Genomic DNA, 20489 nt, shown 5'->3' with positions numbered 1-20489 from the left:
GACTTGCTCATTGTATTACTTGTGAGTTAACCATGTTAACTCGTTTGTTGCCTTCGACTCCAAAAGAATCGAAGACCCCTGCACATTTGGTTGTTTCTACTTTGTTCAGTTTTCAAAGATCTATCTCTTTCAGTTTGTATTGTATATGTTTCGCAACAACTTTTATATAATACCATGTCTCCGATTCGCGGTCAACACTTTTTTGAAAAAGTTTCTGAGTACTTCTCTCTTGAAAGCGTTACCTTCATTCGTGTGACAGCTATTTTATTATAGCTCATTGTCGACTCACTGTCAACAATCAACTTTATTTTTTCATTGCCGTTACATGTTTATGTTTTGCAGCAACGAGATTAATAATAACAGGTTTCTGCATCATCGTCAACAGTTAAATGTCATCTTTTCTATAAAAAAACTGGCCCGTCTGTAAGACAGGTCAGTTTTTAATTATTATTCATCATCGATTTCTACTGAATCATCTATCTGCTCTTCTCCTGATTGACCAGCCTCAGTATCTCCTTTAACTTTCTTGTTCTCTTTTTTATTTTTTAGTTTAGCTATTTGTATATTACGCTTAAGCTGAGGGTCATGTTTGCTCTTTCCACTGACCGCAGCTTCGATTGTTCTGACTTCGTATTCTCCAGCAAGGTCCCCATAGTATTTATTATACCGTTTCTTGAACTGCTGAAAGAAATGGACAACGATGACTTTAAGGATGGCATAAATCGGCACACCGAAAATCAGGCCGAATAGTCCCAGGAGGTCGCCCATGACCAGCAGGACTATAATAATAGTCAGCGGGTGAACATTTAACTGTCTTCCCATAACGTTCGGCTCAATCAGATTTCCGTCAACGAACTGAACAACTGCCCAGACGAGAAGCAGCTGTATAACCATCCACCAGGAATCGATCAATGCTATTACAAGCGCCGGGATAAAGGCCAGCGTCGGACCGATATAAGGAATAATAGATGTAAATCCGGCAATTACTGCTAGTACCCCACTAAATTCCAAATTTATTATTGAGAAGCCAATGAACATCATGACAGCAATCGATGTTGCAATAATAAGCTGTCCTTTAACGTAGGCACCAACCTGATCATTTATTTCCGAAGATACTCTTATGAGATCTTCTCTCCATTTTGGCGGGACAATACTCAGCACTGCGTAAAAGAAACGTTTTTCATCTTTCAGCAGGAAAAACAGAATAATTGGGAAGGTAACGATTGTTACTACTACATTCGTCAAACCAGTCATGACCGCCGATAACCCACTGAATCCATCTGATAGATACTGATTTAAGTTGTCTGGTATCGAAGTTACAAAGTCTTCTCCTTCTTGAATAAACGACTCTATCTCATTGCCAAATGGCAAATCTTCCAGCCATCCAGTAACTGAAGCAATGATCGACTGGATAAAGTCAGGAAAGTTTTCTATAAAGCTGGCAACCTGATCTCTAAGCAGGGGATAAAGTGAACCTATTCCTACAACTAATACCCCGATAAGTAGAAGAAATAATATGACTACTCCATATATTCTTTTGACTTTTTTCTTTTCAAGAAAATCGACGAATGGATTAAATAAGTAATACAATAATAAGGCAATAACAAATGGCATTAAGATGTTGGACACAATAACAAATAAAGGGGTGAAAATATAGTCGACCTGGTTAAATATTATCGCCACAATACCGATCAAAATTAGTGTGACTAACGTAAACAGTAAATTGCTTCCCCCAAGAAATTTGATCCATCTTGTTTGTTTCATTCTTATTCCCACTTTCTCCTGATTCTTTATTCTCTTACCTATTATAGTATAGAAGTTTGAAGATATTATCGAGAATTTCACACTATAATTCCTAACTTCTTTTAATTATGTAAAAAATCTGGAAGTCACATAGGGTGGCTTCCAGATTTTCGGTTAATCAATATTTTTCATTGTAGGGAAGAGCAGTACATCACGTATGGAATGAGAATCAGTGAGAAGCATGATCAGACGGTCTATTCCGATACCTAAACCACCTGTTGGCGGCATGCCGTATTCAAGTGCTTCGATGAAATCTTCATCAATATCGTGCGCTTCGTCATTTCCCTGCGCTTTTTCAAGAGCTTGCGCTTCAAATCGTTCTCTCTGATCAATAGGATCATTCAGCTCGCTGAACGCATTGGCATATTCGTGTTTAGCTATAAAGAGCTCAAAGCGATCAGTGAAACGCGGATCTTCTTCATTTTTCTTAGCAAGAGGAGATATTTCCAGAGGATGACCATACACAAATGTCGGCTGAATCAGCGTATGTTCGACAAACGTCTCAAAGAACTCATTTACTACATGACCAAAAGTGGCATAATCGTCGATCGCGACATTATGCTCTTTAGCCAGCTGACGTGCTTCTTCATTTGTATAGTTCTGAAAGAAATCGATTCCCGTTTCTTCTTTGATAAGATCGACCATGTGACGACGATCCCACTTCTTACCTATATGAATTGTTTCATCACCATATGGAATATCTGTAGATCCAAGAACGTTTTCTGTAACCGTACGGATCAGATCTTCTGTCAGGTCCATTACATCATCCACATCATGGAAAGCTGTATACAGCTCAAGCATTGTAAATTCGGGATTGTGCGTCGTATCGATTCCCTCATTACGAAAGACTCTGCCAATTTCATAAACCTTTTCCATCCCACCGACAATCAGGCGTTTCAAATGCAGTTCAATAGCTATTCGAAGATACAGTTCCATATCCAGTGCATTATGATGTGTCGTAAATGGACGAGCAGCTGCTCCTCCAGCTAAATTATGCAGCAGAGGTGTCTCAACTTCCAGATAATCCAGTGAGTTCAGATACGTTCTGATTTCCTGAATGATCCGGCTGCGTTTAGTAAAGCGGTCATAGCTTTCTTCATTTGAAATAAGGTCCAGGTACCTCTGACGATATTTCTGTTCAACATTTGTCAGGCCGTGGTATTTATCAGGAAGAGGACGCAGGGCTTTAGATAGATAAGTCAGTTCCGTTGCGCGGACCGTTACTTCGCCCGTGTTGGTTTTCATAACTGTTCCTTCAATTCCTAGAAAATCACCTAAATCAGCAGTTTTGAAACTTTCGTACTGCTCATCGCCTACAGCGTCTTTTCTGACGTAGATCTGAATCGATCCGTTTTTATCTTTAAGGTGAGCAAAACCGGCTTTTCCTTTGCCACGTTTAGTCATCAGTCTACCCGCTATTTTAACAGTAATTTCTTTTTCTGCCAGTTCTTCTTTTGACTGATCTTCATGTGCTTTATGAAGTTCGTCTGAAAAATGTGTTCGTTCGTAACGTCCGCCAAACGGGTCGACGCCTCTCTCTTTAAGGTCATTCATCTTCTGACGGCGTACCACCAGCTGATCAGTCAGTGTTTCCTCGTTATGTGTATCTTGAGACAATCCTGTCACTCCATTCTATTGACTTTTCTTCAGTAAGGTATTCTTACAGGAAACACGCTTTTTATAGAAACAAGGGGTTCTTCTAAGAACCCGACCTTTCTTTTCCTGTTCTCTTAATACCTGTTATCTGAATTATAGTACCATATCTTTACTCCAGCATAAAGATGATTTCCTGACTTAATTCAGATCAGCCATTGATCCCGTCAGCTTCTTCCATCAGTTCTTCCAGTTCATTCCGGTCGAAATGGTACGGTGTCCGACAGAATTGGCATACTGCTTCCGCTCCGCCGTCTTCATCTATCATGTCATTTATTTCCTGTTTACCTAGTGTAATGATTGCATTTTTAAATCGTTCCTTTGAACAATCACAAGTAAAGCTGACAGGCAAACCGTCAATAATTCGTGCTGATCCATCTCCGACTAGTCGGTCAAGAATCTCTTCTGGAGTTTCTCCCTTTTCCATAAGCTGTGAAACCATAGGTAATTCTGCAATAGCCTGTTCGATTTTATCAATTGTTTCATCTTCTGCATTAGGAAGGACTTGTATCATAAATCCTCCTGCAGCTTTTACAGATTCATCAGGATTAACCAGTACAGAAAGACCAATCGCTGAAGGGACCTGTTCGGAATTTGCCATATAATAAGTGAAATCTTCGCCGAGTTCTCCACTTATTAGCGGAACCTGGCCTACGAAAGGTTCTTTCATTCCCAGATCTTTACTGACTGTCAGCATGCCTTCGGTTCCAACTGCTCCTCGTACATCGATTTTGCCCTGATCGTTAAGAGGCAGGCTGATATGAGGATGCTTGATATATCCCTTTGTCTCACCTTTACCATTGCTGTCGATCAGAAGATATCCGATCGGACCATCCCCTTCGATTCGAACGGTCAGCTTTTCTTCACCTTTTAATGTGGCTCCCAGAAGTGTCGTTCCCACCATCGCACGTCCCAGTGCACAAGTTGCCGCACTCCAGGTGTCATGTTTTTTCTGTGCTTCTCTTATCATATCTGTCGCATCAACGACGTAGACTCTGACCTGATCTTTGTATCCTAATGCTTTAATTAATTTATCTGACACACTATTCACGATCCTTTATTTCAGTATTTACTGCATCTTATTCTTTATTTTACATGGAAAGAAGAGGAGGGCTAATGATACGCCTCCTCTTCTACTTCAGCTGTTATTCTTTCGTTTCGTCTTCAGAAGATTCTTCTGAGTCTGTTGTTTGACTGTCGGACTCATCTGACTGTCCCTCTTCAAACTGTTTCTCTCGTGCTTTTTCTTTTTCTTCTCTTGCTGTTTTTACTTCTTCGAAGGATGTTCCGATTTGTTCCTCTTCAGGATCACGGTCAGCTTCTGCGCTTTCGCGTGGGAATTCAGTCGGCTTCTCTCCTTTTTTAGCTGGCATTTCGCCTTCTTCAAACAGAGACTTGATCTGCTTCTCATCAAGTGTCTCAAACTCAAGAAGTTTCTGAGCGATCAGTTCATGTGAAGCTTTATGTTCTTCAATGATCCGTTTAGCTTCTGCATGTCCTTCGTTAAGGATACGCAGTACTTCCTGGTCGATCTGATAGGCAAACTGTTCAGAATATGCCTTGGATTGAGAATAATCTCTTCCAAGGAATACTTGTCCGCCGCCTTCGTATTGAACCGGACCGAGCAGATCGCTCATCCCGTATTCCGTAACCATGCTTCTGGCAATTTGTGTCGCCTGCTGGAAGTCATTGGATGCCCCACTTGACTGAGAACCAAAGATCAGCTCTTCAGCTACACGTCCACCTAGAAGGCCGACGATCTGTTCGAACAACTCTTTCTTAGTCATCAGGAAGCGGTCTTCTTTAGGCAGCATGATGGCATATCCACCGGCACGTCCACGAGGGACGATCGTCACCTTATGAACAATACGGGCATCACTTAACACCAAACCGACAATGGTGTGTCCGGCTTCGTGGTAAGCAACCATGCTTCGTTCAGTCTCGGAAATGACTCGGTCCTTCTTAGCTGGACCCGCAATGACCCGGTCATGTGCTTCGTCAATATCCATCGCTTCAATTTCTTTACTGTCGCGTCTTGCAGCGACCAGCGCGGCTTCGTTAAGCAGATTCTCAAGGTCAGCTCCTGCAAATCCAGGGGTCTGTCTTGCGATGATTTTCAAATCGACATCCGGAGACAGCGGCTTGTTCTTAGCATGAACTTTTAGGATCGCTTCACGTTCTTTAACATCCGGTCTGCCGACCATGATGCGTCTGTCAAAACGTCCAGGTCTCAGAAGTGCCGGATCCAGAACGTCCTGTCTGTTGGTTGCCGCAATGACGATGATTCCTTCATTACCGGTAAATCCGTCCATTTCAACAAGCAGCTGGTTAAGTGTCTGTTCACGTTCATCATGACCTCCACCCATTCCAGCGCCACGCTGACGACCGACTGCATCAATCTCATCGATGAAGATGATGGCTGGTGCAGTTTTCTTGGCAGTCTCGAACAAGTCACGTACACGACTTGCCCCAACTCCGACGAACATCTCAACGAACTCAGAACCTGAGATCGAGAAGAAAGGCACGCCGGCTTCACCCGCTACTGCTTTCGCAAGCAAGGTCTTACCTGTACCGGGAGGCCCCTCAAGCAGCACACCTGCTGGAATTCGGGCACCCAGATTTGAGAATCGCCTTGGATCCTTAAGGAATTCAACGATTTCAACAAGTTCTTCTTTTTCTTCGTCTGCTCCTGCAACATCAGAGAAGCGGACTTTACTTGTCTTGGCATCCGTTTCTTTAGCTTTGGACTTGCCGAAGTTCATGACCCCGCGTCCACCGCCTGCTCCGCCACCTTGTCCAGCCTGACCCATCATAAAGTAGATGAATCCGATGAACAGAAGCATCGGCAGGAATGTAAACAGAAGACTGGTCCAGACACCGGTTGTCGGCTCTTTGATCGACACAATATTAACATCATTTTCTCTTGCTAATGAGAACATTTCATCAACGACACTGTCGTTAACTAAAATATGAGTGGTAAATCGGGAAGCCTGCTGCTGATCAAGACTACCGAACAATGTGACATCCTGATCCTGTTCAACTTCTACTTCCTGTCCTTCTCGAAACTGTCCTCTTATCTCATATACGCCAGCTGTAGGCTGGACCTGAAATTCTTCTATGCGATCATCTTCCAGAAATTCGATAAACTGGGTTGAACTAACCCCTTCTGAAGCCTGATCTCCACCGCCACTAGTCGCCCAACTTGCAATACCTATAACTGCAAGAAACACGATGACGTAGAAGAATCCACTCTTAAAAAATCCTTTCTTCATGTCATCCTCCATCTATCAACTGATTTTGATTGTGATCCATTTTAAGGTTACTTACTTAAAATAACATACCATATCATGTTACCATACTTGACCATTTTTGGCTATGAATTTTGTTTGATGATTCCATATACTAGTTGTTTCAGCATTGAAAATCCATACTTCTTTCACAAGTCAGTTGACTACTGGTAGATTTCAGGCTTAAGCACGCCTATGAATGGCAGGTTACGGTAATTTTCAGCATAGTCCAGTCCGTAGCCCACTACGAATTTGTGCGGCACTGTAAACCCTACCCAGTCGGCGTGAATATCGATTTTGCGGCCGGACGGCTTGTCCAGCAGGGTGACGATTTTGACCGAAGCTGCTTTACGGTATTTGAAAAGATCTTTCAGGTAAGCCAGAGTACCTCCAGTATCGATAATATCTTCCACGAAAAGGACGTGTCGGCCTTCGACGTTTGTATCCAAGTCTTTCAGGATCTTGACTTCTCCAGATGAGACCGTTTCATTTCCGTAGCTTGATACATCCATGAAGTCGATTTCCAGGTGTATATCCATTTTTTTGATTAGATCTGCCATAAATGGCAGAGCACCTTTAAGTACACCGACCAGCAGAGGGTTTTTCCCGTCATATTCCTTGCCAAGAAGCTCACCAAGTTCCTGAACTTTCTCCATAATTTCCTCTTCAGATATCAATATGCTTTCAATTTCATTTCTCATGTCATGATCTCCTTTTCATCTACTCTTTACTTTTAAAATTACATTCTTTCATATACGAGTACGTAGCTAATTGTATCAGTTCTAGGGTCCAGTGACAATGCAGATTCCTTAAGGTCAACGACCCATAAAATGCGACCTGTACTGTCTGTCACGACCCAAGCCCGCTCTCTGTCTTCTCTCGGTATTTTCTGATCTATAAAAATATCTTTCACTTTCTTTGTTCCAGTCATTCCCCTGACAGTCATCCTGTCTCCATTGTGTCTGTGACGTATTGTCAATGGGGTGCTCTGTAACGGAATTCCAAGATACAGATGTCGTTCATTCTGACTTGATTCCCTGGACCGGAATGATTCATAGGTGATCAACCCCATCGAGCTGCCGTCCTCCAGTTCGATCCATTGACCGACTGCCAGTTTCTTCTCATTTTCATTTTCGCTTTCGATCTCATACCTGCTGTCAGACTCTTTTTTTCGAATCATGCAGCGATCGTACATTCTCTCTGCAGTCAGCCCCCCCGGAAGATCCAGTGTCGTATTAGGACTAGACGCTTTCAGCCAGTCAATGATCATCTGTATGTGCTTGTGCCCGAGAGTGTAGGACTGCTTTCTGGACCACTGTTTGATTCCACTGCTCAGTACCCGTCTCTGCAAGGCCTCATCCGCCTGTCTAAGAGCAGGAACCATGATGTACAGAGTGTCATTATCAAATGATAGTATGTCTTTTTTCCACTCTTCGACACATGGGGCAGAGAGGGACAGAAGACTCTCGATATCTTCTGTAAACCGAATTAGATGATCGTCAACTGCTGGATTTTCAGATCTGAGAAGCGGTAGAATTGTCTGCCTGTATCGATTTCTCGTAAACTTTAACGATGCATTGGACTCATCTTCAGCCCAGAGCAGCTGTCTTTGTTCTGCGTAGGATAGCAGATTTTTCTTGGTAAATGGCAGTAGTGGCCTGACTATCGTAACTATCCCGTCAGATCGTTTAGCTGATATACCTTTCAGTTCTTCCAGCGCACTGCCTCTGACCAGCTTCATGAGGATCGTTTCAACTTGGTCATCCTTATGATGGGCAGTCAGAACTGCACGGCTACCCATCCGCTGGGCAATCTCTTTGAAAAAGGAATAACGAATATCTCTTGCCGCTTTCTCGATACCTGAGTCCGGGTGGTCTTCTTTTCGCCAGTGATGGACGTAAACAGGAACAGTGTATCGTTCAGCAAGTTTTCTGACTGCCGATTCCTCATCATCAGAGACCCCTCTCAGATGATGATTGACATGAGCAATTATAATATTCGGTTTGACATCCTCTGGCAGCCTGCCCACCAGGTCAAGGAGGACGACAGAATCAACCCCTCCCGATACTGCGACGATGACCGGTTCGTCAGGCTCCCAGGCCTCGAGCGTTCTAATGTGTCCAGTAAACTTCTGGAGCAGATCCATCTTCTCCCACCTTTCGGACATTAGATACTTCAATTAAAAAGGGTTCAGGGACTCCCCCAAACCCTTTCTCTTCTGATTTAAATGTTAATGTGTCAACTTCTTCTTCCGCCACGTCCACCGCGTTTGTTTTCAGTGTTTCGTTTAATGGAGGTCAAGCGGTCTTCACTGTCTTTCAGGAATGAACTCATTAGAGAGTCGAAGTCCTGTTTTTTCGGAGCTGAGCTGCTTCTTTTATTTGAAGAAGAGCTTGAACGCTCACGACTTGGCGCTTTAGGTTTTGGAGCTGATTCAGCAGGCTTGTCCTGGGCTTTGCGGATAGATAGTCCGATTTTGCCGTCATCTGCTATAGATAAGACTTTCACTGTAACGGTCTGGCCAACTTCCAGTTCTTCATTGATGTTTTCTACATAACTATCTGACACTTCACTGATGTGAACTAACCCTGTCTTGTTATTGCCTAAATCAATAAACGCACCAAAATTGGCAATACCCGTGACTTTACCTTCTACTTTGCTTCCAACTTCAATTGACATATTTTCTATGTTTCCTCCTAAATAATTTGAAACAATTATACCATGCAATTTTTTAAGAATAAAGGTTTATATAGAAGAATCTTGATAAATCACTCTCGATTGTTCGGGTTTTGTCATTCTTCATCCGTTTCTTCTTCGTCAGCGTCCGGATTTTCATCAGTGGCTTCCAGATGATCCGGATTTCGGTCATCCGGGAAGCTGAAGACGATTTCGTTATCCTTTGTCAGATAATACTCGCTTCTAGCCAGCTTGGTTACATACTCTTCATCTTCCAGGAGACCGATATAGTAAGCCAGTTCTTTCTGCTGGAGGTCCAGAGATTCCAGTTCCTGCTGTGCTACCACTCTCTGTTCCTCCAGATCCTGAAGTTTAACATAATTTCTTGCCAGGGTACTTCCAGCCAGAACAACCGGAAGCATGCCTGCTGCGACGATGATACGCATCCTTCTTTTCAGCTTTTTATGTCTTTTATGCGCTCTAATATTTTCCAGGGTCTTCGTTTCTATAAAGTCGTTTTTCATACGGGCAATACGTGGTTTTTTATTTCCCATAGTGATTGCTCCTCCTTCTTCCAATTCAAGGAATCGTGATTAAAGTATACCAAGAATAAGTCGAATGATAAAGATTCTCTGGAGAGGAAACCGGTCCAGAATTAAATTGTAATGAAAAAGACACAATCAGTTCCGCTAAATCAAGCGGTTCTGATTGTGTCTAACTGATCAGTCAGTTGTTGTCAGACTCCTTATAGGTCTCTTCCAGCACAGTATATAGATCTTTTGCTTCATCTTTTTTCGTTGTGTCTTTTATATTATCGACTCTAACTTTCAGTGTTTTGTTTCCGAACTGTATCGTCAGTTCATCTTCAACTGCTACTGAACTCGAAGATTTAGCTGTCTTTCCATTGATCTGTATACGGTCTTTATCCGCAATTTCTTTTGCAACAGATCTTCTTTTGATTATACGTGACACTTTAAGAAATTTATCAAGTCTCATCTCTCAACCTCTTCTCTTCCTGTTTGATTTTCTGCCAGATGGCATCGACTTCTTCCGGCGTGGATGCACTCACACCGTCAAAGACATGAGGGTGACGGCGTCTCATTTTGCGGTTCACACTTCCAAGCACCTCTTCGAATGTAAAGAGTCCCTCTTTTTCAGCTGCATTGGTCTGGTAAAGTATCTGAACAAGGACGTCTCCCAGTTCCTCCATCCAATTATCTATATCTTCCCGTTCGATGGCTTCGATCAGTTCTTCTGTTTCTTCTCTGATGTATTCCACCAGGGAAAGCGGGGTCTGCTCAATGATCCATGCATCCCCATCTTCTCCGGTAACCCTGTCTATATAATACTGCAGAGTGGACAATGACGTGATTTGTTCGTCCTTTGATAAAGGAGGGACATACAGCGACCTTAAATTGAACACGCCGTCAAAACGGTCCATTTCAAATAGCGGCAGCCACTGTACTTTTTCATCAGATGTTCCCGCGCCATCGATAACTGCCACTTGATGATCATCCGGATATTTTTCCATCAGAGTCAATTTGACCTCTCCTGCCATTAAGACATTAAACACCTGCATGACAATGAGGTGCTGACCAGTCTGTACCAGATCATGATTCAGCTCAAAGGAATCAACCAGCTGGAACCCTTCGACCGGATCGATGCGGACAGCTTTGAAAAGATCATCGAGAAAACTTTTTCCGTCCAGGATTTCGACCTTGTCATATTGTTCCAGCAGATCCTTGACCGTCTTCTCAGCAACCATAGGATGACCCGGAACGGCGTAAAGCACTTCCCTGCTCTGTGCTTCTTTTATCAGCTTTTCGACAATCGACTGATAAACCTGACTAAAATCTTTACTATACTGGTCGTAGAGGTAGTCCATCGATTCAAAGACGAGTCCTTCTTCTTTCATTTCGTTCAGGGCAGGATGGTCCGATGTTCTGACGATTATCGACTGACTGCTCATGAGCCTCTCATATACACTCAACGGCATCTGCCGCTTTTCTCCAGGTCCCAGCCCGACTATAGTGATGGTGTGCATAACTGCCTCCTTATGATGATGTATTGCCAACTGCTTGATGCTGCCTGCTCCGACAGCATCAGGCAGCATATAAAATTCTTTGTTCATTGCAGACAATTCGTCTCAGTTCTGGACGGATACTTCTCCTGTCTGACCGGATTATTTCTGTGGATCAGCTGACTGTTTCTGCTGTTCCTCTTCTTCTCTTTTCTCTTTTTCAATCAGATACTCAGCTGTATTTTTAGAAAAGAGAACCAGCGCATCCAGCCATTCATTGACAGACGTCAGTCTGGTCAGCTTAAATGCGACAGTCAGTTTCTCCTCTGCCTGCATATCTGTTTTCAACGTGATCGGTTTAAGCGCCTTGAACACTTCAGGAAGTGGAAGACGCGTCGTTCCGGCCTTCGAGAAGACGACAGTCAGATTGTTTCCATCACGCTTAATCAGTTCTATTAGCGCCTGTTCACAGTACATCTTGAGCAGACCTACTGAGAGCAGATCTGCGACTTCCTGAGGGTAGTCCCCAAAGCGGTCGATCAGTTCATCCTGAAGTTCTACATAGTCCTCATCGGAAGAAAACTGTCTGATACGCTTGTACAGCTCGATTTTCTGACGTTCATCCTGGACATACGTTCCAGGCAAGTAAGCATCGACCGACAGATCCATTTCCACCACCGTTTTCTGGTGACGCTTGTCCCCGCGTTTTCGTGCAACTGCTTCTTCGAGCATCTGTGAATACAGATCAAATCCGACACTGTCGATGAATCCGTGCTGTTGCTGCCCTAAGAGGTTACCAGCCCCACGTATGGCAAGGTCTCTCATGGCAATCTTGAAACCTGATCCGAGTTCGGTAAAGTCCTTGATCGCCTGCAGCCTCTTTTCACTGACTTCTGTCAAAATCTTGTTCGGCTGATGCATGAAATACGAATAGGCGATTCGACTGCTCCGACCGACCCGTCCCCTCAACTGATAAAGCTGGGACAAGCCCATACGGTCAGCATCCTCTACAATAAGCGTATTGACGTTAGGGATATCGACTCCTGTTTCGATGATCGTCGTTGTGACGAGCAGATCATACTCTCCCTGTATGAACTGGTATAGAATGTTCTCCAGCTGAACTTCTGTCATCTGTCCGTGCGCATGCGCAATACGGGCTTCAGGAACGAGCTGCTGGAGTTCGTCTACCCGCTGCTCGATCGTGCTGACACGGTTGTGCAGATAGAATGCCTGACCGCCTCTAGCCATTTCTCGTTTGATCGATTCAGCTACCACTGCCCCATTCATCTCCATAACGTAAGTCTGTACCGGGTAGCGGTTGGCCGGCGGAGTTTCTATCACTGACAGATCTCTCACACCCAGCATGGACATATGAAGAGTCCGGGGAATAGGGGTGGCCGTCAGCGTCAGTACATCCACCTCGCTTTTCAGCTGTTTCAGTCTTTCCTTGTGCTTGACTCCGAAGCGCTGCTCTTCGTCTACAATAAGCAGACCCAAATCCTGAAAGACAATATCTTTAGACAGAACCCTATGCGTTCCGACGACGACATCTATGTGCCCTTTTTTCAGTCCGTCGACAGTTTCTTTCAGCTGCTTACCTGTACGGAAACGGCTCAGCAGTCCGATCTCCACAGGAAAGTCAGCAAATCGTTCCAGCATAGTATTGTAATGCTGCTGAGCCAGAACGGTAGTCGGCACCAGAAATGCCACCTGTTTCCCGTCCTGAACTGCTTTGAAAATGGCACGCATAGCTACTTCTGTTTTTCCGTAACCGACATCTCCTACGATCAGGCGATCCATAGGCTTGTCTTTTTCCATATCTTTTTTCACTTCACGAATCGAGCGAAGCTGGTCATCCGTTTCTGTGTAAGGAAACGCATCATCGAACTCCCTCTGATAGGCATTGTCTCTGGAGAAGGCATAGCCGGTTCTCTGCTCTCGTTCAGCATACAGCTCGACCAGCTCATCTGCTATGTCTTCAACCTGAGAGGCTACTTTTTTCTTCGTCTTCGCCCAGGATGTGCCTCCCAGTTTATTCAGTTTGGGGGTTTTCCCTTCTGAAGACACATACTTCTGGAGGAGATTCAGCTGTGTCACAGGTATGAACAGTTTCGATGAATCCTTGTACACAACACTGAGGTAATCCTGATGCACCCCACCGATTTCCATGGTTTCCATGCCCATGAACTGACCGATCCCATGATTGACATGCACCACGTAGTCGCCTTTGTCCAGTTCAGAGTAGCTTTTCAGTCTTTCAGCATTCGACAGATTCTGTCTTCTCGGTTTCTTTTTAGGCAGTCTGTTGAAGAGCTCTTTCTCTGTCAGTACCGCAATTTTTTCATGCGGAAGCTCAAATCCCGTCATGACACTTCCACTGATGACCTGGATAATGCCTTCTTTTAAATGATCCCTGTCCGATAAGGTACTCGGAATCTCAAAATTGAGAAGAGTCTGATGTACTTTTTCCGCCCTGTCTTCACTTTCTGTCATGACAATGACAGTATACTCCTGTTTCACCCAGCGGTCCATTTCCGTCTTGACCAGGTTCATCTGTCCAAAGAATTTCTGCATCGTCCGATACTGAAAGGCATGGATGCTGTCCAGTCGGAGTCCTTTCATTCCTTTCTGGAACAGTGAGAAATAAAGCTGATTCAGTTCTGAACCTTTGAGTGTGTCTCTGAAATTTTTCGAGAAGGACTGATTGATGAGGATATTCCCCTGAGTTAACTGGGATGTAACCCATTCACCCTCCTCTTCTTCCAGTCTTGCTTCGTTTTCAAGTATACGTGGGTATTCATCCATGACAACGATCGCATCATCCGACGCATAGTCGATGAGGGTCGCTTTATTCTTATACAAAAGATCCGCATATCTGACCAGCTCTTCGCTGTAAGTTTCGTCTTTGATCGTATCCATGATATCCCTGACTGTCTCATTCAGATTAGTCTGCTGGTGTTCGTCCTTTGTTTTTTTCAGTGACGAGGCCAGCGCTTTCTCAAACCGGGTGATGATGGCATCTTTTTCCTCTATACAAAGTAAAGTATCTGTAGCAGGGATGATTTTTACGGTTTCAATATTCTGTTCAGACCTTTGAGTGTCCGCATCAAAGTACCTTAGTGAATCGATTTCCACATCAAACAGCTCAATTCTGACAGGCTTTTCTTCAGTCAGCGGATACACATCAATGATGCCGCCTCGAATGCTGAATTCTCCAGGAGCGGATACTTTCTGCTCCCGCCTGTAACCCATCTCGGCAAGTTTCCGCTGGAGCTGCTCAAGCTCTACTTCATCTCCGATAGAGAATAAAAGCTCTGCCTGAGCAAAGAGGACCGGATCGGGAAGAAGCTTTCTTGCCCCGGCCAGAGAAGTGACCACCACTCCCGGTTTATTTTTCAGCATGAAATCTAGAGCCTTGACGCGCTCTGCCCGGGATTCCGGAGAAGAGACGGCCATTTCAGCATGGATCATATCGTCCACTGCAAACAGAAAGAGCTGGTCATCAGGAATGAGACCAGTTAAATCGGTTATGAGCTGATTGGCATGATAGACATTTTGAGTGACCACGACGATCTGTCTGGATTCTTCTTCAAATAATGATTTGAGCACTAATGTCCGCGCCGATCCTGCCATTCCAGTTATGAGGTGCTTCCTCTTTTTTCCCATTTGAGAAAACAGTTCTTTAACGGATGGTTTCTCACTAATTAATGTGTGTAAGTCTGCCACGCTATTTTCTCCTTTTCTATAAAATTCATTTAGTTGAATTGTGTCATTGTGTCAGTAAACGAATGACCCTCGACCCAGTATAAAGCGGCATCGGCTGCTTTCTTCACTGAAAGAAGCACCTCTTCATGCGTCGATTTGTGAAAGGGACTCAAGACATGAGAGACGACTGACTGATTCTCGTATGGGCGTCCGACACCAATTCGGAGACGATTGAACTGTTTCGTCCCGAGATGATCGATCATACTCTTGATGCCATTATGTCCACCGGCGCCACCCTTCTGTCTCAACCGGACTTTACCGATCGGCAGGTCCATATCATCATAGACGACAACTATGTCTTCCTCACTACAGTCATAGTAGTCCAGCCACTGTCTCACTGAACGTCCCGATTCGTTCATATAAGTCTGAGGCTTGATCAGGATGACCTTTTCAGTTCCGACCATCCCTTCTGCATAAACTGATTCAAAGTTGGACTGGTTGAATGTCCAGCCTCTTTGAAAAGCTATTTCATCTAATGTAATAAATCCAATGTTATGTTTAGTCTGAGCGTATTTAGCTCCCGGATTGCCTAACCCTATTATTAATTTCATATTATAGAAACTCCTTAACGTTTTGTACATGCAAAAAAAGCTGAACGATACTGTCGTTCAGTTTTTTATTTATTCTATTGTACCATGTTTTGAAGTCACTTTTCCCTCTGGTGATCAATCAAGTTTTTTTAATGAATGTCTCCTGACATTTAGGGCAAGTCACCCGCAGTTTCTTCCTTCCTCTCGGGAGACGGATCTGCTGTCTGCAGTTAGGACATTTAACGACTTTATACGCTTTTCGCTGAGCCCACCTGTTTCTTAGTTTCCTTGTTCTCAGTTGAACGGTCTGCTTGACAGATAAATATTTCTGAAGTTCTCTATAACGATTCGCCTTATCTCTGGAGAGAATCCGGAGAAAACCATACGCCAGCAGGGCAACCCCCACAGCCGATACCCAGACCCCTCCGATAAAGTTAGCCAGCATACCGAAAACCAGGCCGGCAGCCATCAGTATTTTTGAAAATTCATCGAAGCCATAGCGACCAGTCATGTAAAACAGAATTTTCTGAAGCCATTGCATATTAGTCATTCCTTTAATTTGCTGTTATTTCATCAATTATACTATAGGAGTATTAAGATTATATGAAGATTCCTACAAAAAACCAGAGGCTTCCCTCGCTCAAGAGAAACCTCTGGTTTGAATTGTTTAAAATTATTCTCCAGGAGCTAAGATGATGATATTTTCCCATCGAACAAGTTCTTCGACGTCGCCTTCATCTCCTACTTCATACAATTCTTCTTCTGATACACCGACTTGGAATTCCTGATCAGAATCTGTAGCTTCAACTGTAAAGCTGAATGCTCCATCTTCAACTGCAGGTGTTTCTACGACTTCGCCGTCCTGAAGAACGTAGGCATAGACGTCTCCTTCTCCCACAGCTGAACCGTTAACTGTAGCTTCTCCGTCTTCAGGTGTGAATACATATCCTTCCTGAGACCAAGTTCCACCAAAGATTTCCAGCTCGATAGGCGCTGTGAAGCCAAGGTCGCTTCCGATACCATCAATGATATCATGTGGGCTTTGACCGTTGCCGCCATCTTCATCAGTGTCGTCTTCTGGTGTTTCTTCTAGATCTTCAACCTCAGCATCGTCTTCTACTTCTTCATCGATGTCTGGTGTCGGACTTGGATCTCCATCTGTATCACACGCAGCTAGTGCAAGTGTAGATACAGCCAGCAAACCTAATAGTTTTTTATAACTCATTTTGTACATTCCCTCCTAATATATTACATCTCTTTTATAATAAGAGATAAATGGGATAGAACTATCTATATAATTTCGCTCATCGTTATCATACCACAATAAAAAATATATGACAATTTTTTTACATATATTTGTCAATAAATCTTTAATGTTCTCTAAACCTCCAGAACATGCAGTTGACTATACTGTCCGCCCTCCTTATTATATAAGAGCTGTACCGTGCATCCATGATTAAAAGCTCTCGCCCGCATCCAGCAAAACGACTATACCAATCAGAAAAAATAATCAGTAAAAATGGTTGACTTTTAACATATTTGCTTTTAATATTATTATGCTTGCATAAGCAGCCATTACACCGCAACATGACTAACAACTATACCACTTAAAAAAAGTGGGCTAAAACATTTAATCTATAAGAAAGCAGGGATACACATGTGTGGAATCGTTGGATACATTGGATCGAAAGACGCTAAAGAAGTACTATTACACGGACTTGAAAAACTGGAATACCGGGGCTATGACTCTGCCGGGATTTATGTCATCAGAGAACAGAATGACGGCCATTTATTTAAAGAAAAGGGCCGTATTGCAGCCTTACGAGATAAAGTCGACGGATCGGTCGAAGCTAATGCCGGAATCGGACATACCCGCTGGGCTACTCATGGTGAACCTAGTGTACGCAACGCCCATCCTCATCAGTCAACTAGCGGTCGCTATACCATTGTACATAATGGTGTGATCGAAAATTATCAGGAAGTAAAAGATGCTTATCTTGAAGATGTTGAACTGGTCAGCGAAACTGACACGGAAATCATTGTTCAGCTGATCGCCTGGTTTGCAGAAAACGAAGGTCTGGATACACTTGATGCCTTCAAAAAAACCATCGTGACCCTTGAAGGTTCATACGCCATTGCTCTGATCGACAAGGAAGATCCAGATGTTATCTATGCCGCTAAAAACAAGAGTCCTCTGCTTCTAGGTAAAGGAGACGGCTTCAATGTTATCTGTAGTGATGCAATGGCTATGATCAAGGAAACGAATCAGTTCGTAGAATTAATGGACAAAGAAGTTGCAGTCGTGACTAAAGACAGTCTGTCCATCGAGAACTTCAGCGGCGATATTATTGAAAGAAACCACTATATCGCAGAACTGGATTCCAATGACCTTGAAAAAGGAACCTATCCTTACTATATGCTTAAAGAAATCGACGAGCAGCCAGCCGTTATGCGTAAGCTCGTTCTGAAATATCAGGATGAAGAAGGCAAGTTGTCCATCGATCCTGAAATCGTCATCACTATGATGAACTCAGACCGCATTTATATTATCGCGGCCGGAACAAGTTATCATGCCGGTCTAGTTGGCAAAAAACTTCTGGAAGAGATGACGAATATTCCAACAGAAGTGCATGTATCAAGTGAATTCGGCTATCATACGCCTCTGCTTCCTGAAAAACCATTTTTCATCTTCATCTCTCAAAGTGGGGAAACGGCAGACAGCCGTCAGGTACTGGTCAAAATGAATGAACTGGGTCATCCGTCTCTTACTGTGACAAACGTGGCCGGTTCAACATTATCCAGAGAATCCAACTTCACTCTGCTTCTGAATGCAGGTCCGGAAATTGCTGTAGCTTCTACAAAAGCGTACACGGCTCAGATTGCTGTTCTGGCTATTTTATCTGAAGTGGTCGGTATAGAAAAAGGTCTGATCGATGAGCCGACAATGATTCACGATCTTGGCATAGTTGCAAATGCTATGCAGACGCTCGTTGATGAAAAAGACGTGATCGAAGAGCTTGCATCTGAATACTTGAGCATCACACGCAATGCGTTCTACATCGGTCGTGGCATGGACTATCATGTCGCTCTCGAAGCTGCACTTAAGCTGAAAGAGATTTCCTATATCCAGACAGAAGGATTCGCTGCAGGTGAATTGAAACATGGAACGATCGCTCTGATTGAGAAAGGTACACCAGTTATTGCGATCGTGACTGAACAGGCTGTAGCCGGACATACCCGCGGCAACCTTCAGGAAACACGTGCACGCGGCGCTCATACTATGGTCATTTCAATGGATGGACTGGACCGCCCGGGTGACCACATCGTGATTCCTAAAGTCAATCCACTGCTATCAGCTTTAGTCAGCGTCATCCCGACTCAGCTGCTTTCATACTACTGCAGCCTGCATCGTGGGAATGATGTAGACAAGCCTCGTAACCTGGCTAAGTCAGTAACTGTTGAATAATCATACTGATAGTGATCTAAAATAATCTAATGCCCCCTGCGAGCTGTCCATCAGACGGTATTGCGGGGGTTTTACATATAGTCTTCCAGTTCGTTAACCACCGACGTGTTCTCGCAGGAGATTCGGTCAGTTCATATGAGTTTGCTTCCTTACTTCTCTGTTCGACATACTCACAGGACTCTTTACCTGTAGTTTGCAATACCTCTCAGATTCTGATCAGCTCGGATAGTTCTGCCCCCAGTCGTACCGAAACTGTTCAATGATGCCCATCCTCCATTATTTCTTCTAAAAATCGAAATAAGAAGAATACCTCTATTAATCTTCACTTTCAACTCTGTGGATAAGATGTGGATAAATACAAAATCATTCTTTCTAATTACGTCTACATCAATAAATGTAAAAAAACGGGCCCTTTTAAGGTCCGACAGACTTTTCTAAGTCTGCCTTCTCTTATAAGGATCCCGCTTTTGTATGCTATTATCTTATTTTAACAGAGCTGTCCATGATTCATGTATCCTGTCAAGCATGTCAATAAGTCGCTCGCCGACTTCCTTGTAGGAATCTGTGTCCAGATTAGCGAGTGACACCCGGACTGTCCACTTGCCTGAGCCGAACGCTTCTGATTTAAGCAGCATCAGGCGCTCTTCCTCAGCCAGTTTCGTAACGATATCCGTCATCGTCCAGCTGGACTGGATATACTCTTTGAAGTCTGATCCATACCGTTTATTAAGCAGCCATTCAAAGTCTATTTCACAATAGTAAGCTGTATTATATTCTTCGACCGGCATCATCAGTCCCAGAGAGTTATACAGCAGCTGCCCCCTCTTCTGACAGATCTGAATGACCTCCTGTTTGTAATGGTCTTCAGTGTCAAGCAAGGCATAGAGACTGAACAGCGTCATCATGACCTGCTGTGGCGCAGATAGACCAGCTGCATGGTTTAGCGCTACTGACCGGCTGTCAGCCACCATTCTGTCAATGAAGGAAATCCCTCTTGGGTCTGACGTCAGTGTGCCGTACCGCTCATCAAGCGTCACTTTCTTCTCTTCAGGAAGCTCTTCTAATCTTCTGTCAAACACATTGTCTTTGGCCAGGGCGATCGTTCCGATTCTCCATCCCGTCGCACCAAAGTATTTAGAGTAAGAATAAATGCAGGCAGTATTTTGACACTCCCACAGCTAAAGCAGTGGGATTCTTAAGTGCTTTGTCGAACGCAGGCCATTTCTGTTTTGTTCAAGCCTTAAGTTTAAGGGTGTGCCATCACCCCTCCCATGGCAGAGCCTATAGCT

General features: G+C 43.8%; 16 protein-coding genes. 1 reads left to right on the top strand and 15 read right to left on the bottom strand.

Annotated elements, in window-relative coordinates; genetic code table 11:
- Positions 1-447: 447 nt before the first annotated feature.
- The 14 genes from ACYQ4S_RS07005 to ACYQ4S_RS06940 form a co-directional block, all read right to left on the bottom strand.
- Positions 448-1764 carry an AI-2E family transporter gene (locus ACYQ4S_RS07005; RefSeq protein WP_346024075.1) on the bottom strand — a complete coding sequence of 439 codons (1317 nt, stop codon included), beginning with the start codon at positions 1762-1764 and terminating at the stop codon, positions 448-450.
- Positions 1765-1917: 153 nt separating this feature from the next.
- Positions 1918-3420: a lysine--tRNA ligase gene (gene lysS / locus ACYQ4S_RS07000; RefSeq protein ID WP_346024074.1), complete on the bottom strand. Its 1503-nt coding sequence runs from the start codon at positions 3418-3420 to the stop codon at positions 1918-1920.
- A gap of 187 nt (positions 3421-3607) precedes the next feature.
- Entirely contained in the window at positions 3608-4498 is an 891-nt protein-coding gene (gene hslO, locus ACYQ4S_RS06995) for an Hsp33 family molecular chaperone HslO (RefSeq protein ID WP_459770227.1), read from the bottom strand.
- A 103-nt stretch (positions 4499-4601) separates the two neighbouring features.
- Positions 4602-6728: an ATP-dependent zinc metalloprotease FtsH gene (gene ftsH / locus ACYQ4S_RS06990; protein WP_459770225.1), complete on the bottom strand. Its 2127-nt coding sequence runs from the start codon at positions 6726-6728 to the stop codon at positions 4602-4604.
- Between the two features lie 179 nt (positions 6729-6907).
- Positions 6908-7444 carry a hypoxanthine phosphoribosyltransferase gene (gene hpt, locus ACYQ4S_RS06985; RefSeq protein ID WP_459770223.1) on the bottom strand — a complete coding sequence of 179 codons (537 nt, stop codon included), beginning with the start codon at positions 7442-7444 and terminating at the stop codon, positions 6908-6910.
- Positions 7445-7482: 38 nt separating this feature from the next.
- A complete protein-coding gene (gene tilS / locus ACYQ4S_RS06980) occupies positions 7483-8910 on the bottom strand; it encodes a tRNA lysidine(34) synthetase TilS (RefSeq protein ID WP_459770222.1) in 1428 nt (475 codons plus the stop codon).
- Positions 8911-8981: 71 nt separating this feature from the next.
- On the bottom strand, positions 8982-9422 hold the full coding sequence (locus ACYQ4S_RS06975; RefSeq protein ID WP_346024069.1) for a S1 domain-containing RNA-binding protein: 441 nt from the start codon (positions 9420-9422) through the stop codon (positions 8982-8984).
- A 113-nt stretch (positions 9423-9535) separates the two neighbouring features.
- Positions 9536-9973, bottom strand: coding sequence for an FtsB family cell division protein (locus tag ACYQ4S_RS06970; protein ID WP_459770220.1), 438 nt, complete (start codon positions 9971-9973; stop codon positions 9536-9538).
- Between the two features lie 172 nt (positions 9974-10145).
- Positions 10146-10415: an RNA-binding S4 domain-containing protein gene (locus tag ACYQ4S_RS06965; protein ID WP_091265864.1), complete on the bottom strand. Its 270-nt coding sequence runs from the start codon at positions 10413-10415 to the stop codon at positions 10146-10148.
- Positions 10405-11550 carry a MazG nucleotide pyrophosphohydrolase domain-containing protein gene (locus ACYQ4S_RS06960; protein WP_459770219.1) on the bottom strand — a complete coding sequence of 382 codons (1146 nt, stop codon included), beginning with the start codon at positions 11548-11550 and terminating at the stop codon, positions 10405-10407. Before ACYQ4S_RS06960 ends, ACYQ4S_RS06965 begins: the two co-directional genes overlap by 11 nt.
- A 51-nt stretch (positions 11551-11601) precedes the next feature.
- Complete coding sequence (gene mfd, locus ACYQ4S_RS06955) at positions 11602-15105, bottom strand: transcription-repair coupling factor (RefSeq protein ID WP_459770230.1); 3504 nt, start codon at positions 15103-15105, stop codon at positions 11602-11604.
- Positions 15106-15194: 89 nt separating this feature from the next.
- Positions 15195-15755: an aminoacyl-tRNA hydrolase gene (gene pth / locus ACYQ4S_RS06950; protein WP_346024065.1), complete on the bottom strand. Its 561-nt coding sequence runs from the start codon at positions 15753-15755 to the stop codon at positions 15195-15197.
- A gap of 118 nt (positions 15756-15873) precedes the next feature.
- A complete protein-coding gene (locus ACYQ4S_RS06945) occupies positions 15874-16275 on the bottom strand; it encodes a hypothetical protein (RefSeq protein ID WP_459770217.1) in 402 nt (133 codons plus the stop codon).
- A gap of 132 nt (positions 16276-16407) precedes the next feature.
- Positions 16408-16959 (bottom strand): hypothetical protein, encoded by a 552-nt coding sequence (locus ACYQ4S_RS06940; protein ID WP_459770215.1) that lies wholly within the window; start codon positions 16957-16959, stop codon positions 16408-16410.
- A 432-nt stretch (positions 16960-17391) separates the two neighbouring features.
- Here ACYQ4S_RS06940 and glmS point away from each other — a divergent pair, with 432 nt between their 5' ends.
- Positions 17392-19200 carry a glutamine--fructose-6-phosphate transaminase (isomerizing) gene (gene glmS / locus ACYQ4S_RS06935; RefSeq protein WP_459770213.1) on the top strand — a complete coding sequence of 603 codons (1809 nt, stop codon included), beginning with the start codon at positions 17392-17394 and terminating at the stop codon, positions 19198-19200.
- A gap of 482 nt (positions 19201-19682) precedes the next feature.
- On the opposite strand, the gene ACYQ4S_RS06930 is transcribed toward glmS, so the two are convergent.
- On the bottom strand, positions 19683-20378 hold the full coding sequence (locus ACYQ4S_RS06930; RefSeq protein ID WP_459770229.1) for an aminotransferase class I/II-fold pyridoxal phosphate-dependent enzyme: 696 nt from the start codon (positions 20376-20378) through the stop codon (positions 19683-19685).
- Between the last annotated feature and the right edge of the window lie 111 nt (positions 20379-20489).

It is taken from the genome of Alkalibacterium sp. s-m-28 (genome assembly GCF_054658175.1).
Note: the sequence above shows the minus strand (reverse complement) of the source record. Positions and strands in the feature narration are given on the sequence as shown.